Source organism: Streptomyces sp. AcH 505 (assembly GCF_000818175.1).
Lineage (GTDB): Bacteria > Actinomycetota > Actinomycetes > Streptomycetales > Streptomycetaceae > Streptomyces.
Genome location: NZ_JTIY01000001.1, coordinates 4,707,910 through 4,729,794, shown reverse-complemented (window position 1 = coordinate 4,729,794; position 21,885 = coordinate 4,707,910). Strand labels below are relative to the sequence as shown.

Annotated in this window: 19 protein-coding genes; 13 read left to right on the top strand and 6 right to left on the bottom strand. The window is 71.8% G+C overall.

Going from position 1 to position 21,885, the window contains the following annotated elements:
• Positions 1–292 precede the first annotated feature (292 nt).
• The 6 genes from aroA to HY68_RS21590 all read left to right on the top strand — a co-directional run bounded on the left by aroA (position 293) and on the right by HY68_RS21590 (position 10,648).
• Positions 293–3,292, top strand: a complete 3,000-nt coding sequence (aroA, locus tag HY68_RS21615) for a 3-phosphoshikimate 1-carboxyvinyltransferase (protein WP_041991301.1) — start codon at positions 293–295, stop codon at positions 3,290–3,292.
• Between the two features lie 102 nt (positions 3,293–3,394).
• On the top strand, positions 3,395–4,564 hold the full coding sequence (locus HY68_RS21610; RefSeq protein WP_041991299.1) for an acyl-CoA dehydrogenase family protein: 1,170 nt from the start codon (positions 3,395–3,397) through the stop codon (positions 4,562–4,564).
• A complete protein-coding gene (locus HY68_RS21605; protein WP_041991297.1) occupies positions 4,561–5,403 on the top strand; it encodes an SDR family oxidoreductase in 843 nt (280 codons plus the stop codon). Before HY68_RS21610 ends, HY68_RS21605 begins: the two co-directional genes overlap by 4 nt.
• A gap of 41 nt (positions 5,404–5,444) precedes the next feature.
• Entirely contained in the window at positions 5,445–7,613 is a 2,169-nt protein-coding gene (locus HY68_RS21600) for an FAD-dependent oxidoreductase (RefSeq protein ID WP_078863711.1), read from the top strand.
• Between the two features lie 67 nt (positions 7,614–7,680).
• Complete coding sequence (fabF, locus tag HY68_RS21595) at positions 7,681–8,910, top strand: beta-ketoacyl-ACP synthase II (protein ID WP_041996776.1); 1,230 nt, start codon at positions 7,681–7,683, stop codon at positions 8,908–8,910.
• Positions 8,911–8,959: 49 nt separating this feature from the next.
• The gene (locus HY68_RS21590; RefSeq protein WP_041991295.1) at positions 8,960–10,648 is read left to right on the top strand and encodes an AMP-binding protein; all 1,689 of its coding nucleotides are present in this window, start codon (positions 8,960–8,962) and stop codon (positions 10,646–10,648) included.
• Positions 10,649–10,675: 27 nt separating this feature from the next.
• Here HY68_RS21590 and HY68_RS21585 read toward each other — a convergent pair whose 3' ends face one another.
• Positions 10,676–11,548, bottom strand: coding sequence for a DMT family transporter (locus HY68_RS21585; protein ID WP_041991293.1), 873 nt, complete (start codon positions 11,546–11,548; stop codon positions 10,676–10,678).
• A gap of 119 nt (positions 11,549–11,667) precedes the next feature.
• Here HY68_RS21585 and HY68_RS21580 point away from each other — a divergent pair, with 119 nt between their 5' ends.
• Together HY68_RS21580 and HY68_RS21575 are read left to right on the top strand one after the other, a co-directional pair.
• Positions 11,668–12,609 (top strand): pseudouridine synthase, encoded by a 942-nt coding sequence (locus tag HY68_RS21580; RefSeq protein WP_041991292.1) that lies wholly within the window; start codon positions 11,668–11,670, stop codon positions 12,607–12,609.
• Between the two features lie 39 nt (positions 12,610–12,648).
• Positions 12,649–13,341: a PHB depolymerase family esterase gene (locus HY68_RS21575; protein WP_078863710.1), complete on the top strand. Its 693-nt coding sequence runs from the start codon at positions 12,649–12,651 to the stop codon at positions 13,339–13,341.
• Positions 13,342–13,387: 46 nt separating this feature from the next.
• On the opposite strand, the gene HY68_RS21570 is transcribed toward HY68_RS21575, so the two are convergent.
• Positions 13,388–13,972, bottom strand: coding sequence for a TetR family transcriptional regulator (locus tag HY68_RS21570; protein WP_041991291.1), 585 nt, complete (start codon positions 13,970–13,972; stop codon positions 13,388–13,390).
• A 174-nt stretch (positions 13,973–14,146) separates the two neighbouring features.
• Here HY68_RS21570 and HY68_RS21565 point away from each other — a divergent pair, with 174 nt between their 5' ends.
• Entirely contained in the window at positions 14,147–15,058 is a 912-nt protein-coding gene (locus HY68_RS21565) for an SDR family oxidoreductase (protein WP_041991289.1), read from the top strand.
• Positions 15,059–15,079: 21 nt separating this feature from the next.
• The gene (locus HY68_RS21560) at positions 15,080–15,349 is read left to right on the top strand and encodes a hypothetical protein (protein ID WP_198533314.1); all 270 of its coding nucleotides are present in this window, start codon (positions 15,080–15,082) and stop codon (positions 15,347–15,349) included.
• Between the two features lie 13 nt (positions 15,350–15,362).
• Here HY68_RS21560 and HY68_RS21555 read toward each other — a convergent pair whose 3' ends face one another.
• The 3 genes from HY68_RS21555 to HY68_RS21545 are packed head-to-tail and all read right to left on the bottom strand — an operon-like array spanning position 15,363 to position 16,622.
• Complete coding sequence (locus HY68_RS21555) at positions 15,363–15,692, bottom strand: DUF202 domain-containing protein (protein ID WP_041991284.1); 330 nt, start codon at positions 15,690–15,692, stop codon at positions 15,363–15,365.
• On the bottom strand, positions 15,692–16,084 hold the full coding sequence (locus HY68_RS21550; RefSeq protein WP_041996772.1) for a DUF202 domain-containing protein: 393 nt from the start codon (positions 16,082–16,084) through the stop codon (positions 15,692–15,694). The genes HY68_RS21555 and HY68_RS21550 overlap by 1 nt, the downstream gene beginning before the upstream one ends.
• 10 nt (positions 16,085–16,094) lie before the next feature.
• Entirely contained in the window at positions 16,095–16,622 is a 528-nt protein-coding gene (locus tag HY68_RS21545; protein WP_041991283.1) for an NUDIX domain-containing protein, read from the bottom strand.
• A gap of 83 nt (positions 16,623–16,705) precedes the next feature.
• Between HY68_RS21545 and HY68_RS21540 the strand changes: the two genes are divergently transcribed.
• Entirely contained in the window at positions 16,706–18,364 is a 1,659-nt protein-coding gene (locus HY68_RS21540; RefSeq protein ID WP_041991281.1) for an FAD-binding dehydrogenase, read from the top strand.
• A gap of 252 nt (positions 18,365–18,616) precedes the next feature.
• On the opposite strand, the gene HY68_RS21535 is transcribed toward HY68_RS21540, so the two are convergent.
• Entirely contained in the window at positions 18,617–19,051 is a 435-nt protein-coding gene (locus tag HY68_RS21535; RefSeq protein ID WP_041991279.1) for an ASCH domain-containing protein, read from the bottom strand.
• 217 nt (positions 19,052–19,268) lie between these two features.
• Between HY68_RS21535 and HY68_RS21530 the strand changes: the two genes are divergently transcribed.
• On the top strand, positions 19,269–20,234 hold the full coding sequence (locus HY68_RS21530; RefSeq protein WP_041991277.1) for a hypothetical protein: 966 nt from the start codon (positions 19,269–19,271) through the stop codon (positions 20,232–20,234).
• A gap of 36 nt (positions 20,235–20,270) precedes the next feature.
• Complete coding sequence (locus HY68_RS21525) at positions 20,271–21,818, top strand: APC family permease (protein ID WP_041991276.1); 1,548 nt, start codon at positions 20,271–20,273, stop codon at positions 21,816–21,818.
• Positions 21,819–21,885: the final 67 nt, after the last annotated feature.

Here is a 21,885-nt window from a genome sequence, read left to right as displayed (position 1 = left end):
CCGGCGCTCCCCACACATCACCCGAACCAGCGGCAGGCACCGGCCAGGTCCGACATCCCTCGTATGGGCTACTCCTCGGATCGACCGGCGATGTCACACGTCTGACCGCGCCCGGTTTCATAACGTAACCACTGCCGTCTTGCGGACGGTTCCAACACCGAGCCACGGCACTCCGGCGTCCGAGGCCCTGTTCGTGCTGCCCCGGCGCCCCGCGCCCGGCGGCCGTGGGGCTCCGCCGCCTGCGCTCCGTGACGCGGTGTGCCCGCCCATGGCCAGGGAGTAGCACGCCCACATGCATCTTCTCGTCAAGGGGATCCAGCACCAGCTGACCGGTGAAGTCCTCGTCCCCAATTCCAAGTACCACGCGCACCGCGCGCTGATCCTCGCCTCGCTCGCCGACGGGGTCAGCCGGGTGCACGGGCTCTCCGACGCCCGGCATGTCCAGTACACCGTGGGGCTGTTGCGCGGCCTCGGTGTCAAGATCACGACGGACGGTGACACGTTCGTGGTGCACGGGCTCGGCGGCCGCTACCGGCCCCGCCGCGCCGCCGTGTCGGCGGGCAGCTCCGGCACCACCCTCTATTTCATGATCGGCCTCGCCGCGCTCTCCGACCGGCCGGTCACCGTGACCGGCCAGAAGTACTTCAGGCGCCGGCCCGTCGGTCCGCTGCTGACGGCGCTGCGGCAGCTCGGGGTCGAGCTGGAGTCGGCCGACGACTGCCCGCCGGTGCATGTCCGGGGCAGCCGGCCGGCCGGTGGCCATGTCCGGATCGCCGGGACGCTCTCGCAGTGGATCTCGGGGCTGATCCTGCTCGCGCCGTTCGCGACGGGGCCCACCACCATCGAGGTCGAGGGCGAGCTGAACGAGCGCTCCTACCTGGAGCTGACCGTCGCGATGATGCGGCAGTTCGGCCTTGAGGTGAGCGTCTCCGCCGACTGGCGGCGCTTCGACATCGCCCCCGGGCAGGAGGCCACGCCCACCGAGCTGACGCTGCCGCCCGACATCGGCTCGGCCGCCTTCGGCATCGCCGCCGCCGCCCTGCACCCGTCCGACGTGCTGCTGCGCGGCATGGACCGGCTCGAAGGCGGCCCCGCCGACCACCCCGAGTTCCACTTCCTCGACATCGCCCGGGCCATGGGCGTGCCCATGGAGCTGGACGAGGCGGCGGGCGGGGTACGGATCAGGCAGCGGGCGCCCGAGCTGAAGGCCGTCACCGTCGACTGCCGTGACGTGCCCGACATGCTGCCGGTCCTGGCCACGCTCAGCACCTTCGCCTACGGCGAGTCGGTGTTCGAGAACATCGCGCACACCCGGCTCAAGGAGTCCGACAGGGCGGCGGCGATGCTCCAGCTCAACGCCATGGGCGGCGACCTGGAGCTGTCCGGCGACGCGCTGCGGGTGCGCGGGGTGGGCGCTCTGGTCGGCGCGAAGCTGTCGTCGTTCAACGACCACCGGGTGCTGATGTCGCTGGCCGTGGCGTCCTCCCGGGCCCGCGGCCACTCGACCCTCACCTACCCGAACGCGTACCGGATCTCGTATCCGACGTTCCTCGACGCGATGAACACCCTGGGAGTGCCCATGTCCGTCGAGGACGGCGGGACCCGGCCCGGCAGGGCCGCGGTCCGGCGGCTGGAGAAGGAAGTCGGCAAGCCGGAGCTGGCGGCGCGGATCACGCTGCCCGAGTGGCTGGCGCGGCGGGCCGCCGCCCGCCCCGAGGACACCGCCGTGGTGGACGTACGGCCCGACGGCGACGAGACCGTCAGCTGGCGGGAGCTGGCCGAGCGGGTCGAGCGGACGGCGGCGACACTGCTGAGGTTCGGGGTGCGGCCGGGTGAGCACGTCGCCTACCAGCTCCCCAACCGGGCCGAGTTCGTGGTGCTGTCCCTGGCGTGCCTGCGGATCGGCGCGGTGTGCTGCCCGATCATCCCGTTCTTCCGGGAGCGCGAGGTCGGACACGTACTGCGCCGCTCGCGGGCCAGAGTCCTGGTGGTGGCCGACAGCTACCGCTCGCGCCGCCCGGCCGACGAGCTGGTGGGCCTGCCGGCCGAGGACAGCTCCGCGCTCGAACACGTCGTCGTACTCCCCTCGGCCAAGGGCCCCGCGCGGCTGCCGGACTTCCCGGCCGGCGGCCCCGCCGTACACGACTGGGAGCAGGCGCTCGCGGACACGACGATCGACAGGGCGGCTCTCGACGCGGTCGAACCCACCCCCGCGATGACGGCGCAGCTGCTGTTCACCTCGGGCACCACCGGCGAGCCCAAGGGCGTGACCCAGCCGTCGGCGAACCTGGTCAGAGCCGCGTCCATGGAGATCAGACACCTCGGGCTCGGCGCGTACGACGCGATCTGGGTGCCGTCGCCGCTCGCCCACCAAACCGGGTTCCTGTACGGGATGGTGCTGGCGACCGTCCTCGGCGTACCGCAGATCCTGCAGTCCGAGTGGGACCCGGAGCGGGCCGTGCGGTCGCTGAACGAGCACGGCGCGACCTTCGTACAGGCGGCGACGCCGTTCCTCTCCGACCTGGTCAGGACGGTGGAGGAGAGCGGCGACACACCCCGCTCCCTGCGGATCTTCGTGGCCACCGGCGCGACCGTGCCGCGCGGTCTGGCCGAGCGGGCGGGGCGGGTGCTCGGCGCCGACGTGTGCGGGGCCTTCGGTACGACGGAGACGTGTCTCGGCGCGCTGTCGGCGCCGTCCGACGAGCCGGGACAGCGCTGGGGCTCCGACGGCCGCGCGCTGGACGGCATCGAGCTGCGCGTCACCGACGAAGTGGGCCGGGTGCTGCCGGCGGGCGAGGAGGGCAACTTCGAACTGCGCTCCCCCACCGTGTTCGACGGCTATCTGGGCAGGCCCGATCTGACGGCCGAGGTCTTCACCGAGGACGGCTGGTACCGCACGGGCGACCTGGCGACCATCGACGGCTCCGGTTTCCTGCGGATCACCGGACGCGTCAAGGACGTGATCAACCGGGGCGGCGAGAAGATCCCCGTCGCCGAGATCGAGCAACTGCTGTTCGCGCACCCGGCGGTCGACGACGTCGCCGTGGTGGCGATGCCCGACGAACGGCTGGGCGAGCGGGCCTGCGCGTTCGTGGTCGTCAAAAACGGCGCCGAGCTGGGATTCGATGCGATGTGCCGCTATCTCGACGAACACCAGGTCGCCAAGCAGTACTGGCCCGAGCGGCTGGAGCCGATCGCGACGCTCCCCCGCAACCCCATCGGCAAGGTCCAGAAGTTCGAACTGCGCGAGCGGGCCCGCGGGCTGCGGCCGCACACCGAAGAGAACCACTGACAAGCACCGACAACCACCGACAAGCCCTGACAAGCCCTGACGCGCTCCGGCACCGGCCGGGTACCACTCAGTTATGACGGAAGAAGAAGGCAGAAGCAGCACATGACGCGAGAAGAGCGGTTCCCCCAGCTCCGCGAGCAGGTCGAGCGGTGGGTGGAGGGGCCCGGCGAACGCTGGGCCGAGCGGATCGAGGAGACCGGGGAGGTACCGGAGGAGCTGTGGGCCGAGCTGAACAGCCTGGGGTTCCTGCGGATCGCGGCGCCCCGCGAGTACGGCGGTGCGGGGCTGGGCTTCGCGCGGTGGATGGAGCTGATGGAGGTCTTCTCCCGCTCCCACGGCTCGGTCCGGATGATCGTGCACGTCGTCAACGGCATCTGGCGGTCCATGGACGGCCACGCCTCCGACGAGCAGCGCAAGCGCTTCGTCATCCCCTCGGTCACCGGCGAGATCAAGATCGCCTTCACGCTGACCGAGCCGGGCAACGGCACCGGCGCCGACATCACCACGTCCGTGGTGCGGGAGGGCGACACGTACTACCTGTCGGGCCGCAAGCACCTGATCACCTTCGGGATGCGCTGCGACTACTACCTGCTGGCCGCCCGGGTCGAGGGCAGCTCCGGTCACGAAGGCACCGTCGCGCTGCTGGTGCCGCGCGACGCGGCGGGGCTCACCGCCGAGGACACCTCGAACACCATGGGCGTCACCGGCACGGACCACGCTTCGCTGACCTTCGACCGTACGCCGGTCCCGGTCGACCACCGGCTCGGCGCCGAGGGGCAGGGACTTGAGGTCTTCCTCGGCGGCTTCCTCACCCCCTCGCGGATCTCCGTCGCGATGAGCTGTGTGGGGCTCGCGCAGCGGGCGCAGTCGCTCGCGATCGACTACGCGCGCAGCCGGGTGACCTTCGGCAAGTCCCTCACCCAGCGCCAGGCCATCCAGTTCATGCTCGCCGAGAACGCCGCCGACATCGAGGCGGCGCGGCAGCTCGTCCTGCACGCGGCGCGCCGCTTCGAGGAGGGCGCCGACGACGCGTCGTTGCAGTCCTCCATGGCCAAGATGCACGCCGTGACGATGCTGACGAACGTCACGGACAAGGCGCTGCAGATCCACGGCGGGCTCGGCTACTGGAAGTCCCAGAAGATCGAACGCGTTTACCGGGACGCCCGCGCGCAGCGCTTCGAGGAAGGCACCAACGAGGTGCAGAAGGCAGTGGTCTTCCGTGAGCTGCTCCAGCGCGCGGCGGCCGACGACACGGAAGGAACGGCCCGATGAGCAGGCAGCAGGGCGGCAACGGCGGCAGCGAGCAGGTCTCGCTGATCACGGGGGCCTCGCGCGGTATCGGCCGCGCCCTGGCCCTCACCCTCGCCCGGCAGGGCGGCACGGTCGTCGTCAACTACAAGAAGAACGCCGATCTGGCGGAGAAGACCGTCGCCGACGTCGAGGAGGCGGGCGGCAGCGGCTTCGCCGTCCAGGCGGACGTCGAGACGACCGAGGGCGTCAAGGCGCTGTTCGACGAGGTGGCGCGGCGCTGCGGGCGGCTCGACCACTTCGTGTCGAACGCGGCGGCGAGCGCGTTCAAGAACATCGTCGACGTCGGTCCGCACCACCTCGACCGGTCGTACGCGATGAATCTGCGGCCCTTCGTGCTGGGCGCGCAGGAGGCGGTGAAGCTGATGGACAACGGCGGCCGGATCGTCGCGCTGTCGTCGTACGGCTCGGTCCGCGCCTATCCGACGTACGCGATGCTCGGCGGGATGAAGGCCGCCATCGAGTCGTGGGTGCGGTACATGGCGGTGGAGTTCGCGCCGTACGGCATCAACGTCAACGGGGTCAACGGCGGGCTCATCGACTCCGACTCGCTGGACTACTTCTACAACAAGGTCGAGGGCATGGCGCCGATGGACAGCGTCCTCGACCGGATCCCGGCGAACCGGCCGGGCACGGTGCAGGAGATGGCGGACACCGTGCTGTTCCTGCTCGGCGCCGGGTCCGGCTACATCACGGGACAGACGCTGGTGGTCGACGGCGGGCTGAGCATCGTCGCGCCGCCGTTCCACTCCGAGACCGGTGGCCCGCTGTCGCTGCCGCCGCGCCCGACGCGCGACGCCTGACAGCGACTGCCGGGGAGCTACTGAGGAGAGGGAAAAGACACGTGTTCGACCACGTCTTCCGGCCCGGCGCCATCGGAGGCCTGACCCTGCCGCACCGCGTCGTCATGGGGGCCATGCACCTCAACCTGGAGACCCTGGACGACGACGGCGCCGCGCTCGCCGCCTTCTACCAGGAGCGCGCCAGGGGCGGGGCCGCGCTGATCGTCACCGGCGGTACGGCGGTGAGTCCGGCCGGCGCGGGCGGGCCCGGGTACGGCATGGCCGACGACCCGGGCCACCGGGCGGCGCTGCGCCGGGCGGCGGACGCGGTGCACGAGGCGGGCGGTCTGATCGCCCTCCAGCTCTTCCACGCCGGGCGGTACGCGCTGCCCGGCGCGCCCGGCACCGACGGCGGCCCACCGGTCGCGCCGTCGGCCGTCTTCAGCCGCTTCGCCCGCGTCACTCCGCGGGAGCTGACGCACGAGGAGATCCTGGCGACGGTCGCCGACTTCGCCAGGGGCGCGGGGGTGGCGCGTGAGCTGGGCTTCGACGCCGTCGAGGTGATGGGCTCCGAGGGCTATCTGATCAACCAGTTCACCGCGCCGCTCACCAACCGGCGCGGTGACGCGTGGGGCGGCGACGCGGAGCGGCGCAGGAGCTTCCCGGTCGCGGTGCTGAGCGCCGTACGGGCCGAGGTCGGACCGGACTTCCCCGTGCTGTTCCGGATGTCCGGCGCCGATCTGGTGCCGGACGGCACACCCCGCGAGGAGACGGCCGCGCTGGCCGTGGCCCTCGCCGGGGCGGGCGCCGACGCGCTGGCCGTGGGGGTCGGCTGGCACGAGTCGCAGGTGCCCACGGTGCAGGCGCAGGTGCCGGCCGGTACCTGGGCGGTGCACGCCAAGGAGATCAAGCGGGCGCTGCGGGCCGCCGGCCACGGCGCGGTGCCCGTCATCGCGTCCAACCGCTTCAACCGGCTCGCCCAGGCCGACGAGGTGCTGGCGGGCGGCGAGGTCGACTTCGTCGCCCTGGCCAGGCCGTTCCTCGCCGACGCCGAGATCGTCACCAAGTCCGGTGCGGGGCGGGGCGATTCGGTGGACATCTGTATCGCCTGCAACGAGGCGTGCATCGACCGCTCCTTCGGCACGGAACGGGTGTCCTGCCTGGTCAACCCGCGTGCGGGGTACGAGCGGGAGTTCCCGGCGCGGGCACGGCCCGCGCCCGGCGGCGCCGGCCGGTACGCCGTGATCGGGGCCGGGCCCGCAGGACTTGAGGCGGCCAGAACGCTGGCCAGGCTCGGCCATCAGGTCGAGGTCTTCGAGGCGGCGGCCGAGCCCGGCGGCCAGTTCCGGCTGGCCGCCCGGGTGCCGGGGAAGGCCGAGTTCGGCGAGACCGTGCGCCACCGGGTCAGGGAACTGGCCGAGTTGGGCGTACCGCTGCGGCTCGGCCACCGGATCGGGCACGGCGACCTCGCGGCGCTGCGGGAGCTGGACGGTGTGGTGCTGGCGACCGGTGTCGTGCCGTGCCTGCCGACGCTGCCCGGCCTGGCGCTCCCCCATGTCGTCGACTACCCGAAGGCGTTCGCCGACCCCCACACGCTCGGCCCCCGGGTCGCGATCGTCGGTGGCGGCGGGATCGCGGTGGACCTGGCGCATCTGCTGACCGGCGATCCGTACGCGAAGGTGACACCGGAGGAGTTCCTGGCGGCGCACGACCTGACAGCGCCGCGGATTACCGCTGCGGCGACGCGGGCCGAGCACCGCCCGGGGCGCGGCCCGCGCGAGGTGACCCTGATGCGGCGGACCGGCCGGATCGGCGCGGGCATCGGTCCGAGCACCCGCTGGGTGGTCATGGCGGAGCTGCGCTCGGCCGGGGTCCGCACCCTCACCGGGGTGCGGTACGAGGAGATCACCCGCGACGGCGTACGGATCGTGGACGCCGAGGGGCAGCCGCAGCTCGTCGCGGCCGACCACGTGGTGCTCGCGGCGGGACAGGAACCGGAGCGTGACGCGGCGGCCCTGCTGAGCGCGGCCGGCATCCCGTTCGAGACGGCGGGCGGCGCCGCGGGCACCGAAGGACTCAACGCCGTGCGCGCCACGGCGGAAGGGCTGCGGGCCGCGCATCGCATCGCGCGGAACCGGAGCCCGCGACAGCAGAACCGGAACGGCCGGGACGGGCGGAACGGGATCGCGCGGAACGCGAGCGCGCAGAACCGGATCGCGCAGAACCGGTGATTTTTCAGAGCCACGGCCGGATCGTGGTCCGAGCAGGAGGAATGCCGTGCAGAACAACCAGCAAGTCGTGGTGACGGGCTTCGGCGCCCTCACCCCCGTCGGCAACGACCGGGAAAGCACCTGGCAGGCGCTCCTCGCGGGCACGTCGGGGATCGCCCCGATCACGCGCTTCGACGCGTCGGGGATGGCGACCGGGATCGCCGGCGAGGTCAAGGGCTTCGACCCGGCCGACCTCTTCGACCGCAAGCGGCAGCGCCGCTCGGCCCGCTTCTCACAGCTGGCCGTGGCGGCGGCGCGGGAGGCCGTGGCCGACGCCGGCCTCACGGTCGGCGCGGCGGACGGCGGCATCGACGCCGAGCGCGTCGGGATCGTCCTGAACAACGCGGTCGCCGGGATGGACGGCGTCGAGGCGGCCGTCGACCTGATGCACGCCGATCCGCGCGGCGTGTCCCCGTACTTCGTGTCGTCCGTCATCCCGAACATGCCGGCCTGCGAGGTCGCCATCGACCTCGGTGTGCGCGGCCCGGTCACGGCGAGCGCGCTGGCCTGCGCCAGCGGGATCTACGCCCTGCTGGAGGCGCGCAGGCTGATCCTGTCGGGCGAGGCCGACGTGGTGATCGCGGGCGGCACCGACTCGGCGATCACGCCGGTGATGTTCACCGGCCTGTCCAACATGGGCGCGCTGTCCCGCCGTAACGACGACCCGGCCCGTGCCAGCCGGCCGTTCGACGCCGACCGGGACGGCTTCGTCTTCGGCGAGGGCGCCGTCGTCTGTGTCCTGGAATCGGCCGAGCACGCACGCGCGCGTGGCGTCCGGGCGTACGCGGAGATCGCGGGCGGCGCGCTGACCTCGGACGCGTTCCATGTCAGCGCGCCCGACCCGAGCGGCGCGGGCGCGGTGGCGGCGATGCGCGGGGCGCTGCGCTCGTCGGGCACCGAGGCGGCCGACGTGGACTACATCTGCGCCCATGGCACCAGCACCCGGATCAACGACCTCGCCGAGACCCGGGCGATCAAGGAGGTCTACCGGACGCACGCCTACGACACGGCGATCAGCTCGCCGAAGTCGATGGTCGGCCATCTCATCGGCGCCGCCGGCGCGCTGTCGGCGATGGTGTGCGCGCTGGCCATCAGGGACGGGGTCGTACCGCCGACGATCAATCTCGAAACGCCGGGCGAGGAGTGCGATCTCGACTACGTGCCCGGCACGGCGCGCAAGACCGGGGTACGGGCAGCCGCGGTCAACGCCTTCGGCTTCGGCGGCCAGAACTGCGTGGCCGTGCTGAAAGCCGTCTGACGCCCCCCCCGCCCACAAGGAACACCACAAGGAACGAAGGAACAACGCGATGAACACCCCGGATCCGATAGACACCCCTCCACCCGGCTACGACCCGGCCGCCTTCCGCGCCGTCTTCGAGCGGCAGTTCACGTACTGGTCCGGCTTCCGGCGCAACGCCCACCGGTACGCGCGCTCGACCGCCATGTCCGACCCGGCGACCGGGCGGAGCTGGACGTACGCCGAGCTGGCGGCCGAGACCGAGCGCTGCGCCGCGGGGCTCGCCGCCGCCGGGGTGCGGGCGGGTGACCTGGTAGCGTACCAGCTCTTCAACGGGCCCGAGTTCGCGCTGCTCTATCTGGCCACCCAGCGGCTCGGCGCGATCGGCTCACCCGTCAACTTCCGGCTCGCGCCCGGCGAGACGGCCCATGTGCTGGACAGCGGGCGCCCCGCCGCTTTCGTGTACGACACGGCCGTCGCCGAGAACGCGGGCCGCGCGCTGTCGCTCGCCGGGCACACCCCGGCGCTGGTCGCCCATGTCGAGTCGGGCGCCCCCGACGACCGGCCACTGCCGGGCTCCGTACCGTTCGCCGAACTGGCCGCGAGCGGCGCGGACCTGGCGCCCCTGCCCGAACCCGCCGGCGGTATCTACACGGAGACCACCCGGCTCTACACCTCCGGCACCACGGGACTGCCCAAGGGCGTACCGCTCAACAACGCCACCGAGGTGCTCTCCGCGCATGACGTGATCATGCACTTCCCGCTGTCGCCAGAGGACCGCACACTCAACATGACGCCGTGGTTCCACCGGGGCGGTCTGTACGCGGGCGGCCCCAACCCGGTGTTCTACGCCGGCGGCGAGGTGGTGCCGCTGCGCCACTTCGACGCGGACACCGTCCTCGACCTGGTCCAGGAGCGGGGTCTCACCTTCCTGATCGGGGCGCCGACCAATCTGGAGCGGCTGGCCGACGCGCAGGAGCGGTCGGAGCGCGACCTGTCGACGCTGCGCGGCATCGTCACCATGGGCGCCCCGCTGGACCGCGCCGCCGCCCTGCGCTACCAGCGGGTGCTCACCCCGCGGATCTTCAACGGCTACGGCACGACCGAGGCGTTCTGGAACACCTTCCTGCGCCCGGTGGACCTGCCGGAGCACGCGGGCAGCGCGGGGCGCGCCTCCACCGACGACGACGTGGCGATCGTCAAGGTCTACGAGGACCGCAGGGCGGCGCCGGACGACCTGGCGGCGAAGGACGGCCAGGAGATCGGCGAGGTGATCGTCCGCTCCCCCAAGTCCGGGTACAGCTACATCGGACGGCCTGACGAGGAGGCGGAGAACTTCCGGGACGGCTGGCTCTACATCGGGGACCTGGCGACCTGGGACGAGGACGAGTACGTCACGATCGTCGGCCGCCGTGACGACATGATCCTGTCGGGCGGCGAGAACGTGCACCCCGTCCAGGTCGAGGAGATCCTGGGCGAGCTGCCGGGCGTCGCGGACTCGGCGGTGGTGGGGCTGCCCGACCCGGAGTGGGGGCAGCTGGTCACGGCGTACGTGGTGCGCAAGGACCCCGCCCTGACCGCCGAGGACTGCGAGAAGCACTGCCGCTCGCACCCGATGCTGGCCCCGTACAAGCGGCCGCGCGCCTACCGGTTCGTGGACGCGCTGCCGACCACGGCGACCGGCAAGAAGATCCACTACCAGCTGCGCGAGCAGGTGGCGGCGGACGCGGCGGCCGGACTGCTGGAGCGCCTGGGCTAGGTCGTGTCCGGGGACCTCAGCGCGGCCTCAGCGGACCCGCCGTGGCTGTGGCGCGTTTCCCGAGACGAGCGGGGAGCGCGCCAGCTCCACGCACCCGGCGGCGACCAGCCCGAGCCCCGCCAGCTCGGGCAGCAGCCACCAGCCGGTGCGCAGGGTCTCGCCGAAGAGCGTCACGCCGTAGGTGATGCTGATGAGCGCGTCGCCGAGGGTGAGCATCGGCTGGGACGCCACCAGCGACCCGGCCTGCAGGGCGTTCTGCAGCAGGAACAGCGCGCCGACCCCGGCGACGGCCGTGGCGTACAGCTGCCAGGAGGCGAACAGCGCGACGATGCCGTCGCCGTCCTCAAGACGCGCCACCGCGTCCTTCATCAGGGCGGCCGTCAGCGCGTACCCACAGGCGGCGGCGAGCCCGAACAGCGCGGCCCGCGGATTGCCGCGCACCCGCACGGCCACCGAGATCAGTACGGCCTCGAACCCCACGGTGATGATCAGCGCGGGGATCCAGGCGACCCCGCTCACGGTCTCGCTGCCACCGCCCGGCGCCGCGCTGGCCATCCCCAGCGCCAGCCCGAAGGTCACGGCGGCGACGCCGTACCAGGCCGAGCGTGGCAGCTTGGTGTGGAAGACGTAGCCGGCGATCAGCAGGGTCGACGGCAGCTCGATGACGAAGATCGGCTGGACCACGGCGATGGCGCCGGTGGCGAGGGCGATGGCCTGGCAGGCGGCTGCCACGATCACCAGGCCGATCCCCGCCAGCCACACCTTCTGCCGCAGCAGATGCCCGATCAGCGACAGATGCATCGCCTCCTTGTCGGGGACGGTGGAAGCGGCGCGGCGCTGGAGCACCGATGCGGAGCCGTTGCTGATGGCGGTCAGCACGGCGAACAGGACACTGATCACCGCACCATCATGCGGGTCGGGGCGCCGGGAACCGGCGCCGGACCTGGCCGAGGCCGCCCGCACGGTCCGAATGAGGTACGTTCCAGCGGTCCGGAACCGGCGAGTGAGGAACACGGCGGGTGCGCAGAAAACGAATCCCGGCCGCGCCGCTGCCCCAGCGGAACGGGGTCGACCCGGTGCGGCTGCGGCTCCCGGCCGACCCCGCGGGGGCCTGGCCCACCGTGCGGGACCATCTGGTCGCACGGTTCGCCGGGGCCGTCGGGGTGCCGGAGGTCGACGGCATGTTCCGCGACGGACGGTTCGTGGACGCGGACGGGCGGTCCGTCGCGCCCGGGGAGCCGTACACCGTAGGCCGTTGGCTGTGGTTCCACCGGGACGCGGCCCCCGAGGAGCGGGTGCCGTTCGAGATCGGGGTGGTGTACCGCGACGACCGGATCGTGATCGCCGACAAACCGCACTTCCTGGCGACGACCCCGCGCGGCAGCCATGTCACCGAGACGCTGGTGGCCAGGGCCCGCCACGAACTGGACCTCCCCGCCCTCCAGCCGGCCCACCGCCTGGACCGCCTGACGGCGGGCCTCGTCCTGCTGGTGGTACGCCCCGAGCTGCGCGGCGCCTACCAGACCCTGTTCCGGGACCGGCTGGTGCGCAAGGAGTACGAGGCCGTCGCCCCGTACGACCCGGCAGTGCCCCTGCCGACGACGGTCCGCAGCCGCATCGAGAAGGAGCGCGGGGTACTGACGGCCCGTGAGGTGCCGGGCGAGCCCAACAGCGAGAGCCGGATCGAGCTGCTGTCCCACGACGCCGACGCCGGCCACGCCCGCTACCGCCTGCTGCCCACCACCGGCCGCACGCACCAACTGCGCGTCCACATGAACGCGTTGGGCCTCCCCCTGCTGGACGACCCGCTGTACCCGACGGTCCTCCCACCGGCCCCGGACGACTACAGCCGCCCGCTGCGGCTGCTGGCGAGGGTGCTGGAGTTCAGGGACCCGGTGACCGGCGGACAACTGCGCTTCGAAAGCGGCTGGCGGCTCGCCGGGCCTTCGGCCGATAGTTGATACGGCCCCGACCCCCACGACTCGATCGAGGTACCTGTGATGCGCAAGGTCCGAAGCGTCACCCCGGCCGCGCGCAAGCACGAGTTGCCCGACAGCGCCCCCGGCCCCGCCCCTGCCGACGTCCTGCCCTACCTCGTCCATCTGCCGGAGGACTACGACGCCGACTCCGGGGGCAGCTGGCCGCTGGTGCTGTTCCTGCACGGCGCCGGCGAACGCGGCTCCGACCTGGACTCGGCAACGGTCCACGGCATACCGAAACTGGCGGAGGCCGGCCGCGAGTTCCCCTTCGTGATAGCCACGCCACAATGCCCCGCATCCAGCCAATGGGTCGCCGAACTGACCACGCTCGCCGGGCTGCTGGACGACGTCACCGCCGACTACCGCATCGACCCGTCCCGCGTCTACGCCACCGGCCTGAGCATGGGCGGCTTCGGCACCTGGAGCCTGGCCGTCCGCTACCCCGAACGCTTCGCCGCCATCGCCCCGGTCTGCGGAGGCCTGTGGCTGCAGGACGTCGACCCCATCCGCCACCTGCCGGTCTGGGCGTTCCACGGCGAGGAGGACAAGACCGTCCCGATCGAGTTGACCGAAGAGATCGTGGCAGGCCTCAAAGCGCTGGACGCGGACGTCCGCTTCACCCGGTACGAGGGCGTCGGCCACGACTCCTGGACCCGGACCTACGACAACCCCGACCTCTACACCTGGCTCCTGGCCCACCACCGCACCGACTGAGCCCGCGCGCGTCAGTCGGCGCGCTTCTCGCGGGGTACGCGGATCGTCAGGAGGTCCGGTCGGCGACCGGGGCGGGCGCGGCCAGGGTGTGCAGATCGTTGAACGCTTGAAGGAGGTGTGCGTCCAAGGGCTGTGCGGGGTCGTCGATCCAGGCTTGGGCCGCGTGGTGGAAGGTGGCCCAGCCGGTATGTGCGGCCAGATCGGCCAGCCCGGCGGGGACATCGCGCCGGCGTAGCGCCTCCGCCATGGCTTCCGTGAGGGCTGCGCCCTTGGCCAAGTCGCGTTCCCGGAGCGCCGGCGTCCTGGCGATGACCGCCAATCGCGGCTCGGAGAACGGGCGGTTTTCCTCAAGGATCCGGCCGGCCTTGCGGAAGGCGCACAGCAGAATACCGAGCGGCTGCAGGCCGTCGGGGGCGTCGGCGACCTCTTGGACCAGCGCGGCGCGCAGGTCGGCTTCGCCGTCGAAGAGCACCTCACGCTTGTCCGGGAAGTGCCGGAAGAACGTGCGCTCGTTGATGCCTGCTCGGGCGGCGATCTCGGCCGTGGTGGTCCGGTCGAACCCGCGCTCCCGGTACAGCTCCAGAGCCGCCTGCTGAAGGCGGCGGCGCGCTTCTGCTCCGCTTCGTGGCACCCCCCGAAGATACCGCACACGCCAGCGACTGACATGGCTTGACGTCAGTGACTGGCGCTACGTAATGTCAGTGACTGGCGCCACTTAGTGCCAGTGGCTGGCGTTAACGGAAGTCTTCTGCCCGGTGTCGCTGGTGCGGCGACCCGTGCGCACACCCCCCAGAGAGAGCGTTTCATGCATATTTTCGTCACTGGTGGTTCCGGCCAGACCGGTCCCGCCGTCGTCGCCGAGCTCGTCGCGGCCGGCCACCACGTCACTGGTCTGGCGCGCTCCGGCACCGCCGCCGCGCGGCTTGAGTCGCTCGGCGCCACACCGCACCACGGCTCCCTGGACGACCACGACAGCCTGCGCCGCGGCGCCGAAGCAGCCGATGGCGTTCTGCACATGGCCTACGGCGGCGACTTCTCCGACCTCGACGACATGATGAGGCGCGACCGGACCGCGATCGAGGCGCTCGGCCAACCGTTGGAACACTCGGGCAAGCCGCTCGTCGTCACCTCGGGCACGCTGGTCATGCCCGCAGGCCGGGAGAGCACCGAGAAGGATGAGCCAGACACGACCGGCATCGCCGCCTTCCGCATCGCGGGCGAGCGAGCCTGTCTGGACTTCGCCGCTCTGGGCGTACGCGCGAGCGTGGTTCGCCTCGCTCCTACCGTCCATGGCCCCGAGGACCACGGCTTCATTCCCATGCTCGTCGCCACCGCACGGAGGACCGGCGTCTCGGCTTATGTGGGCGACGGCACCAACCGGTGGCCCGCGGTACACCGGCTCGACGCCGCGGTCCTGTTCCGGCTGGCGCTGGAGAAGGCTCCTGCCGGCAGCGTGCTGCACGGAGTGGCCGAAAACGGCGTCACCATGAAGGACATCGCGCAGACGATCGCCCGTGGCCTGGACCTGCCGACGGTCTCGCTGACGCCCGACCAGGCTGCCGGGCACTACGCCGGCCCGTTCATGGCCAGGGTCTACGGCTTCGACGCGCCGGTCTCCAGCACTCACACGCGGGAACTGCTCGGCTGGTCGCCCACCCACCCGACACTGCTCGACGATCTCAAGCACGGCGACTACCTGGCCGCTCCGGCGTCCTGACCCCGGAGGGAGACGCGCCGCGTGTCAGTCGGCGTCCCGGTTCTGGGCCGGCGCGGGCGGGTCCCGGCGGGGCCCGAGGGGCCGTTGGCCGTGCCGCTGTGCGGTGACGACGAGGGCGCGCTGGAGGTCGTCCGCGTGCTCGTACGCGATACCGGCTGTGTCCCGTACGACGGGGGCGGGCTCGCGCGGGCCGATCTGCTGGAGGCCGCCACCGCCTTTCTCATCGGGCTGTGGCGGACCGGCCAGGACCCGCGGGCGATGCTGCCGCCGTTCGCCCTCGCCACGAGCTGAGCGGTAGGAGCAGTCAGAACAGCGCCGTCACACCGAACGCCGCCAGCGCCACCGTGCAGACCGTGGCCGTGACGGCGGCGCGCAGCCGGATCGGCCTCGGCCGGGCCGTGCTGAGCGCGAGGACCCGGCGGTGGGCCACCGCCAGGAAACCCACCCAGCCGAGCGCGCTCAGCGCGGTCGCCGCGATACCGGCCGCCGTACCGCCCTGGTGGAGCACCTGCCGGACGGCGAGTACGGCGGCCACGGTGTACGAGAGCGTCGTGCGCCGCCAGGCCAGCCGGGTGCGTTCCGGCTGGAGCCCGGGGTCCGCGCCCTCCCGGCCCCCGGCGGGCACGTCCGCCATCAGCCGGCCCGGCCCAGCAGTACGACGATCAGCATCGCCACGGCGACCACCCCGACCGCCAGGCTCAGCAGCGTCGGGAAGCGGGTCACCGGCAGATCGTCGCCGCGCCGCATCGCGCGCTCGCAACGTACCCAGTGGTTGACGGCCCGCAGCGCGGACAGCGCGCCGACAGCGAGCAGTGCGACGGCCAGCCCGGCCCGCACGCCGCCGCCCAGACGCGGCAGGAACTGGTCGACCGCGAAGCCGCCGCCGACCAGGGCGAGCGCGGTACGGATCCACGCCAGGAACGTGCGCTCGTTGGCCAGCGAGAAGCGGTAGTCGGGGGTCTCGCCCTCGTCGCCCATCCGCTGCGGCGTGAACCACAGCCGCAGGCTCCGTGCAAAGTCGCTCACCAGCGGCACCCTACGCGCGGCGGGCTCTGAGCTGCTCGTACGCCGCGAGACCGTCCGGCACCCACTCCCACTCGCCGAGCCTGCGCTCCAGTTCGCCGTCGGTGAGGAAGTCGTGCCAGGCGACCTCCTCGGTCTGGGGGTTCACCGGCAGCTCGCAGCGGACCTCGTAGACCGACGACCACCAGCTCTGGCCGCCCTGCGCCGACCCGTGCGGGGCCGACTCGTAGAGGAACTTGAACAGCGGTACGGGCGTGGGCAGTCCGGACACCCCCAGCTCCTCCTCGGCCTCGCGCAGCGCCGCGTCGTCGTAGCTCTCGCCCGCCCCGACGACACCGCCGACGAACATGTCGTACAGCGAGGGGAAGATCAGCTTGACCGGCGTTCTGCGGTGCACGAAGATCCGGCCCTCCGCGTCCCTGGCCTGGATGAAGACAGCGCGGTGGCGCAGCCCCTTCGCATAGACCTCGCCGCGCGGGGCCTGCCCGACGACGTGGTCGTGCTCGTCGACGACGTCCAGGATTTCCTCTTCCGGGGTCATGGCTCCATCCAATCAGTTGACTAGTTACTCGCGCGTACCGAGTATCGGAGGTTCCGTACCGCTCAGCTAAGGATGGAAAGCCGATGGCGTACGACGCCGATGTGATCGTGGTCGGGGCCGGCCTCGCGGGGCTCGTCGCCACCGCCGAACTGGTGGACGCGGGACGCTCCGTGATCGTCGTCGACCAGGAGCCCGAGCAGGCGCTCGGCGGGCAGGCGCACTGGTCCTTCGGCGGGCTGTTCTTCGTCGACTCGCCCGAGCAGCGCCGGATGCGGATCAAGGACAGCCATGAGCTGGCGACCCAGGACTGGCTCGGCACCGCGGGGTTCGACCGGGCCGAGGACCACTGGCCGCGCAAGTGGGCCGAGGCGTACGTCGACTTCGCGGCCGGCGAGAAGCGCGACTGGCTGCACCGGCAGGGAATGCGGTTCTTCCCCGTCGTCGGCTGGGCGGAGCGCGGCGGGTACGACGCGACGGGGCACGGCAATTCGGTGCCGCGCTTCCACATCACCTGGGGCACGGGCCCTGGTGTCGTCGCCCCCTTCGAACGGCGGGTGCGGGAAGGGGTCGCCAAGGGCCTGGTGACCTTCCGCTTCCGGCACCGGGTGACTGGCCTCGGCCGGACGGCCGGCGCCGTGGACACCGTCACGGGCGAGGTGCTGGAGCCGAGCGACGTCGCGCGCGGCGTCACGAGCGGCCGTACCGCGACCGGTGCCTTCGAGCTCCGGGCGCAGGCCGTGATCGTCACCTCCGGCGGCATCGGCGGCAACCACGACCTCGTACGCGCCCAGTGGCCCGAGCGGCTCGGCACCCCGCCGCGCACCATGCTGACCGGCGTGCCCGCGCATGTCGACGGGCTGATGATCGGTGTCACGGAGGAGGCGGGCGCCCACCACATCAACCGTGACCGGATGTGGCACTACACCGAGGGCATCCAGAACTGGGACCCGATCTGGCCGGGGCACGGCATCCGGATCCTGCCGGGACCCTCGTCGCTGTGGCTGGACGCGCGCGGCAAGCGGCTGCCGGTGCCGCTGTTCCCCGGCTTCGACACGCTGGGCACTCTGGAACACATCATGCGTTCCGGTTACGAGTACACCTGGTTCGTCCTCGACCAGCGGATCATCGGCAAGGAGTTCGCGCTCTCGGGCTCCGAGCAGAACCCGGACCTGACCGGGAAGTCCGTACGGGACGTGATCGGCCGGGCGCGGGCCGATGTGCCGGGCCCGGTACGGGCGTTCATGGACAAGGGCGTCGACTTCGTGGTGGAGGACGACCTGGGCGCGCTGGTGCGCGGCATGAACGCGCTCGCGGGCGGCGAGCCGCTGATCGACGAGGCGGAGCTGCGCCGCGAAATCACCGCGCGGGACCGGGAGATCGCCAACCCGTTCACCAAGGACCTCCAGGTGACGGCCATCAGGGGCGCCAGGAAGTTCATCGGCGACCGGCTGATCCGTACGGCGGCGCCGCACCGGATCCTGGACCCGGCGGCCGGACCGCTGATCGCCGTACGGCTGAACATCCTGACGCGCAAGTCGCTGGGCGGACTTGAGACCGACCTGTCCTCGCGGGTGCTGACCGAGGGCGGCGAGCCGCTGCCGGGCGTGTACGCGGCGGGCGAGGCGGCGGGGTTCGGCGGCGGCGGGATGCACGGCTACCGCTCGCTGGAGGGCACGTTCCTGGGCGGCTGCATCTTCTCGGGGCGGGTGGCGGGCCGGGCGGCGGCGCGGGCGGTCGGCTGATCTCCGCGCGGGGTGCGGTGCTCTCGGTTGCGGTGGTCGGCGGGGCCGTTCCGGGGTCGTGTCCTGCGCGGTGTCGCCGTCCGGCGCGGTTCGGGGTTGCGGGTCTTGGTTGCGGTTGTCGCCGGGTGCCGTTCCGGGGTCGTGTCCTGCGCTGCATGATTTACGGCGCGTACTCGTCTGACGCGGAGCCACCGCCGAGATGCGCCACAAATCACGCTCTACGCTCCGGACACCACCCCTGCACGACCCCCTTCAGCCCTCGTCGCCCAGTAGTTGCACCACCCGGAACCGCTCCGCGACCACCAGCGTCGTGTCGTCCACCGTGAACTCCGGGTCGTCCAGCGCCTCGCGCATCTCGTCGCTGTGCCAGAACCGCTCGTGGGCCGCGCGCCATTCGGCGACCGACGTGTGGCCCTCGCCCTCGTCCAGCGCGTGCCGCAGGTCGACGTCGCCCAGCGGCAGCACCCGTACCTCGGTCAGCTCGATCACCGCGATCTCCCGGCCCGCCGAGTCGATGAGCGCCGACCGCTCGCCCACGGGCGGGAGTTCCTCCCGTTCCGCCTCGAACTCGGCGAGCAGTCCGGTGGTCGAAACCTTCTCGCCGCTGAGGACCGCGGCGACCAGCCGGTCGCGTGTCGGCCCGGGAAACGCGAGCAAATATGGCGGGAGCGGTTCGGGTTTCTCCATGACGTCAGCTTACGAGCCAGGATGGCCGAAAGGCGTCCCATCTGGGCAGAAGCACCCGGGAGCGATGTTTGGCGGCGTCTCGGGACGGGTCAACCCAGGTCACCGAGGTGACAGTTGACGTCCAATTACAACGAATCGGCTCTTGACGTAGGGCCTTGGGTACCGCTTTGCTGTGCGCGATCATTGCTCATTCACGTGGTCTGGAGGAACTCCGCGGATGTCTCCGCCTCCGCCGCCCCTGGGCCGTTCCCGAAGACGGGGCTCACGCTCCGACCAGCACTTCGATCCGGCCCTCGACGACGTCGAACTCGCAGGCGTACGCGATCAGTTGGCCCAGGGCCGCTGGTCCGAGGCGCGTACCCTGCTCGCGGCGACCGGCGACGACTGGGACCGCCGCGGCCACCGCGCCATCGTCCTCGCGCAGGCGTCGGGCGCCGTCGCCTGGACCCGCGACTGGCTCGTCGTCGAACCCCGGAGCAGCGACGCGGCGACGCTCTTCGCCTGTGCCAACGTCATCGCGGCGCTGCGCGGCAAGGAGCCCGAGTACCGGGCGCGTGACACCTGCCGTGAGGCGATCAGACGCGCCCCCGCCGACCCCACCCCCTGGCTCGGTCTGCTGCTCCTCGCCCGCACGCTGGGCACGGAGGAAGAGACCATGCAGCTCTTCGACGAGGTCCGCACCCGGCACCCGGAACACCACCACGCGCACCATCTGATGGTGGCCCGGCTCGCCGAGCGCCATGCCGAGGTGGGGCAGGACCCGCTCCACGAGGTCTACGACTTCGCGTCCTGGGCCGCCGAACAGGCCCCGGCCGACTCACCGCTCGCCGTGCTGCCCGTCGTCGCGCACGCCGAGCGCTACCGGGTGCTGGCCGCTTCCGGCCGGGAACCGGGCGACCCCGCTGAGTCGCCCCACTGGCGCAGCCGTCGCGCCCATCAGGTGCTCAAGACCGCGTTCGACTGGTGGCTGGAGTGGGGGTACGAGGAGCAGGCGCACCCGCGCAACCGCGTCGACCTCAACTTCCTTGCCCACGCCCAGTTCTACGAGGGGAGGGTGGCCGAGGCGGCAGCGCTCTTCAACCGCATCGGCGAGCACAACACCCCCGCTCCCTGGTCCTATCCGGACCGAGACCCCCACAAAGCGTTTCTCGCCGCGCGCAGTGCCGCGCTCGGCTCCGCCTGACCGACGCACCACCGATTCCCGGAAGGAACCTCTGCCATGTCGACGGGCAGTTCGACCACGAGCGAGATAAACACTTACAAGGGGCAGGAGAGAGCGCTCCGCGCGAACCGGCTCGGCACCGCCGGGCTGCTGCTGTCCGTGCTGGCGGCCAGCGCGCCCCTGATGACGGTGGCGGGGGTCATGCCCACCGTCTACGGGGTCATGGGCATCGTCGGTCAGCCGCTGCTCTACGTCATCCTCGGCGTGGTCCTGGTGCTGTTCAGCGTCGGCTACGCCGAGATGAGCCGGCACGTGCACAACGCGGGTGCCTTCTACGCGTACATCGCGCGCGGTCTCGGCCCGACGGCGGGCGCGGGGGCCTCGCTCGTCGCGCTCGTCGCGTACAACGCCATGCAGGTCGGTATCTACGGCCTGTTCGGCTTCGAGGTCTCGAACCTCTTCGGCACCTACCTCGACACGAGCGTGGCCTGGTGGATCCCCGCGCTCGCCGGCGCCGTGCTCGTCGCCGTCCTCGGCTGGCTGAAGATCGACCTCAACGCCAAGGTGCTCGGTGTCCTGCTGCTCATCGAGGTGACCCTGGTCCTGATCTTCGACGTCTCCGCCGTCGCCGACCCGAGCAAGGAGGGCCTGTCCCTCCACGCGTTCAACCCGGACACGCTCACCGGCGCCGGGTTCGGCACCGCGCTCTGCTTCTGCATCGCCGCCTTCGTCGGCTTCGAGCAGGCTCCGGTGTACGCGGAGGAGACCAACCGCCCGCACGTCATCGTGCAGCGCGTGATGTTCCTGGGCGTCGGGATCTCGGCCCTGTTCCTGGCCATCGGCGCCTGGGCGCTGTCCCTGGCCGCCGGGCCCTCCTCGATCGTCGCCGCCTCGGGCAAGGAAGGGCCGAACCTGCTGTTCGGGCTGACCGAGGGGCTGCTCGGCAAGACGTTCACCGATGTGCTGCATGTCCTGTACGTGACCGGCATGTTCGCCGCGATGCTGAGCTTCCACAACGTCGTCGCCCGGTACGCCTTCGCGATGGGCCGCGAGGGGCTGCTGCCCGCCCGCTTCGGCCGCACCAGCAAGTCCAGCGGCGCGCCGTCGGCGGGTTCCGTGCTGCAGTCGGTGTTCTCCATCGTCGTCATCCTGATCTTCGCGCTGACCGACGACAAGCCGGTCGGTGACCCGACGGCGCCGGTGCTGCACCTGTTCACCTGGATGGGCAACATCGGGGCGTTCGGCGTCATCCTGCTGATGGCCGCCGCCGCGTTCGCCGTGATCGCCTTCTTCGTCAAGCGCGGCGCGGGCGGCGCGCAGGCGTGGCGGCTGATCTCCTCGGGCCTCGCCGGTATCGCGCTGGTGGTCGTGGCCGTCTACACGGTCAAGGACTTCGACGTCCTCGTCGGTGCGGGCCCCGGCTCCTCGCTGAGCTGGATCCTGCCCGCGATCATCGGTGTGGTGCTGGTCGGCGGCCTTGTCCTCGGACTCGTCCTGCGCGCCACCAAGCCCGAGGTGCACGCCAGGATCGGGCTCGGCAACGAGGCGTTCGAGCTGGAGAAGGCCGCCGAGTCGCAGACGGCCGAGGCGGCTCCGCGCGTCTGACGGGACGCTGAGTCGAAGAGTCTGACGAAAGCCTTACGGACACCCGCGGCCGCCTGCTTCACACGGC

Excerpts from the sequence above, each read along its gene's own strand:
- HY68_RS21530 (WP_041991277.1), top strand. The coding sequence starts at position 19,269 with ATGTCTCCGCCTCCGCCGCCCCTGGGCCGTTCCCGAAGACGGGGCTCA.
- HY68_RS21540 (WP_041991281.1), top strand. The coding sequence starts at position 16,706 with ATGGCGTACGACGCCGATGTGATCGTGGTCGGGGCCGGCCTCGCGGGG.
- HY68_RS21525 (WP_041991276.1), top strand. The coding sequence starts at position 20,271 with ATGTCGACGGGCAGTTCGACCACGAGCGAGATAAACACTTACAAGGGG.
- HY68_RS21575 (WP_078863710.1), top strand. The coding sequence starts at position 12,649 with ATGCGCAAGGTCCGAAGCGTCACCCCGGCCGCGCGCAAGCACGAGTTG.
- HY68_RS21605 (WP_041991297.1), top strand. The coding sequence starts at position 4,561 with ATGAGCAGGCAGCAGGGCGGCAACGGCGGCAGCGAGCAGGTCTCGCTG.
- HY68_RS21610 (WP_041991299.1), top strand. The coding sequence starts at position 3,395 with ATGACGCGAGAAGAGCGGTTCCCCCAGCTCCGCGAGCAGGTCGAGCGG.
- HY68_RS21565 (WP_041991289.1), top strand. The coding sequence starts at position 14,147 with ATGCATATTTTCGTCACTGGTGGTTCCGGCCAGACCGGTCCCGCCGTC.
- aroA (WP_041991301.1), top strand. The coding sequence starts at position 293 with ATGCATCTTCTCGTCAAGGGGATCCAGCACCAGCTGACCGGTGAAGTC.
- HY68_RS21535 (WP_041991279.1), bottom strand. The coding sequence starts at position 19,051 with ATGGAGAAACCCGAACCGCTCCCGCCATATTTGCTCGCGTTTCCCGGG.
- HY68_RS21555 (WP_041991284.1), bottom strand. The coding sequence starts at position 15,692 with ATGGCGGACGTGCCCGCCGGGGGCCGGGAGGGCGCGGACCCCGGGCTC.
- HY68_RS21545 (WP_041991283.1), bottom strand. The coding sequence starts at position 16,622 with ATGACCCCGGAAGAGGAAATCCTGGACGTCGTCGACGAGCACGACCAC.
- HY68_RS21590 (WP_041991295.1), top strand. The coding sequence starts at position 8,960 with ATGAACACCCCGGATCCGATAGACACCCCTCCACCCGGCTACGACCCG.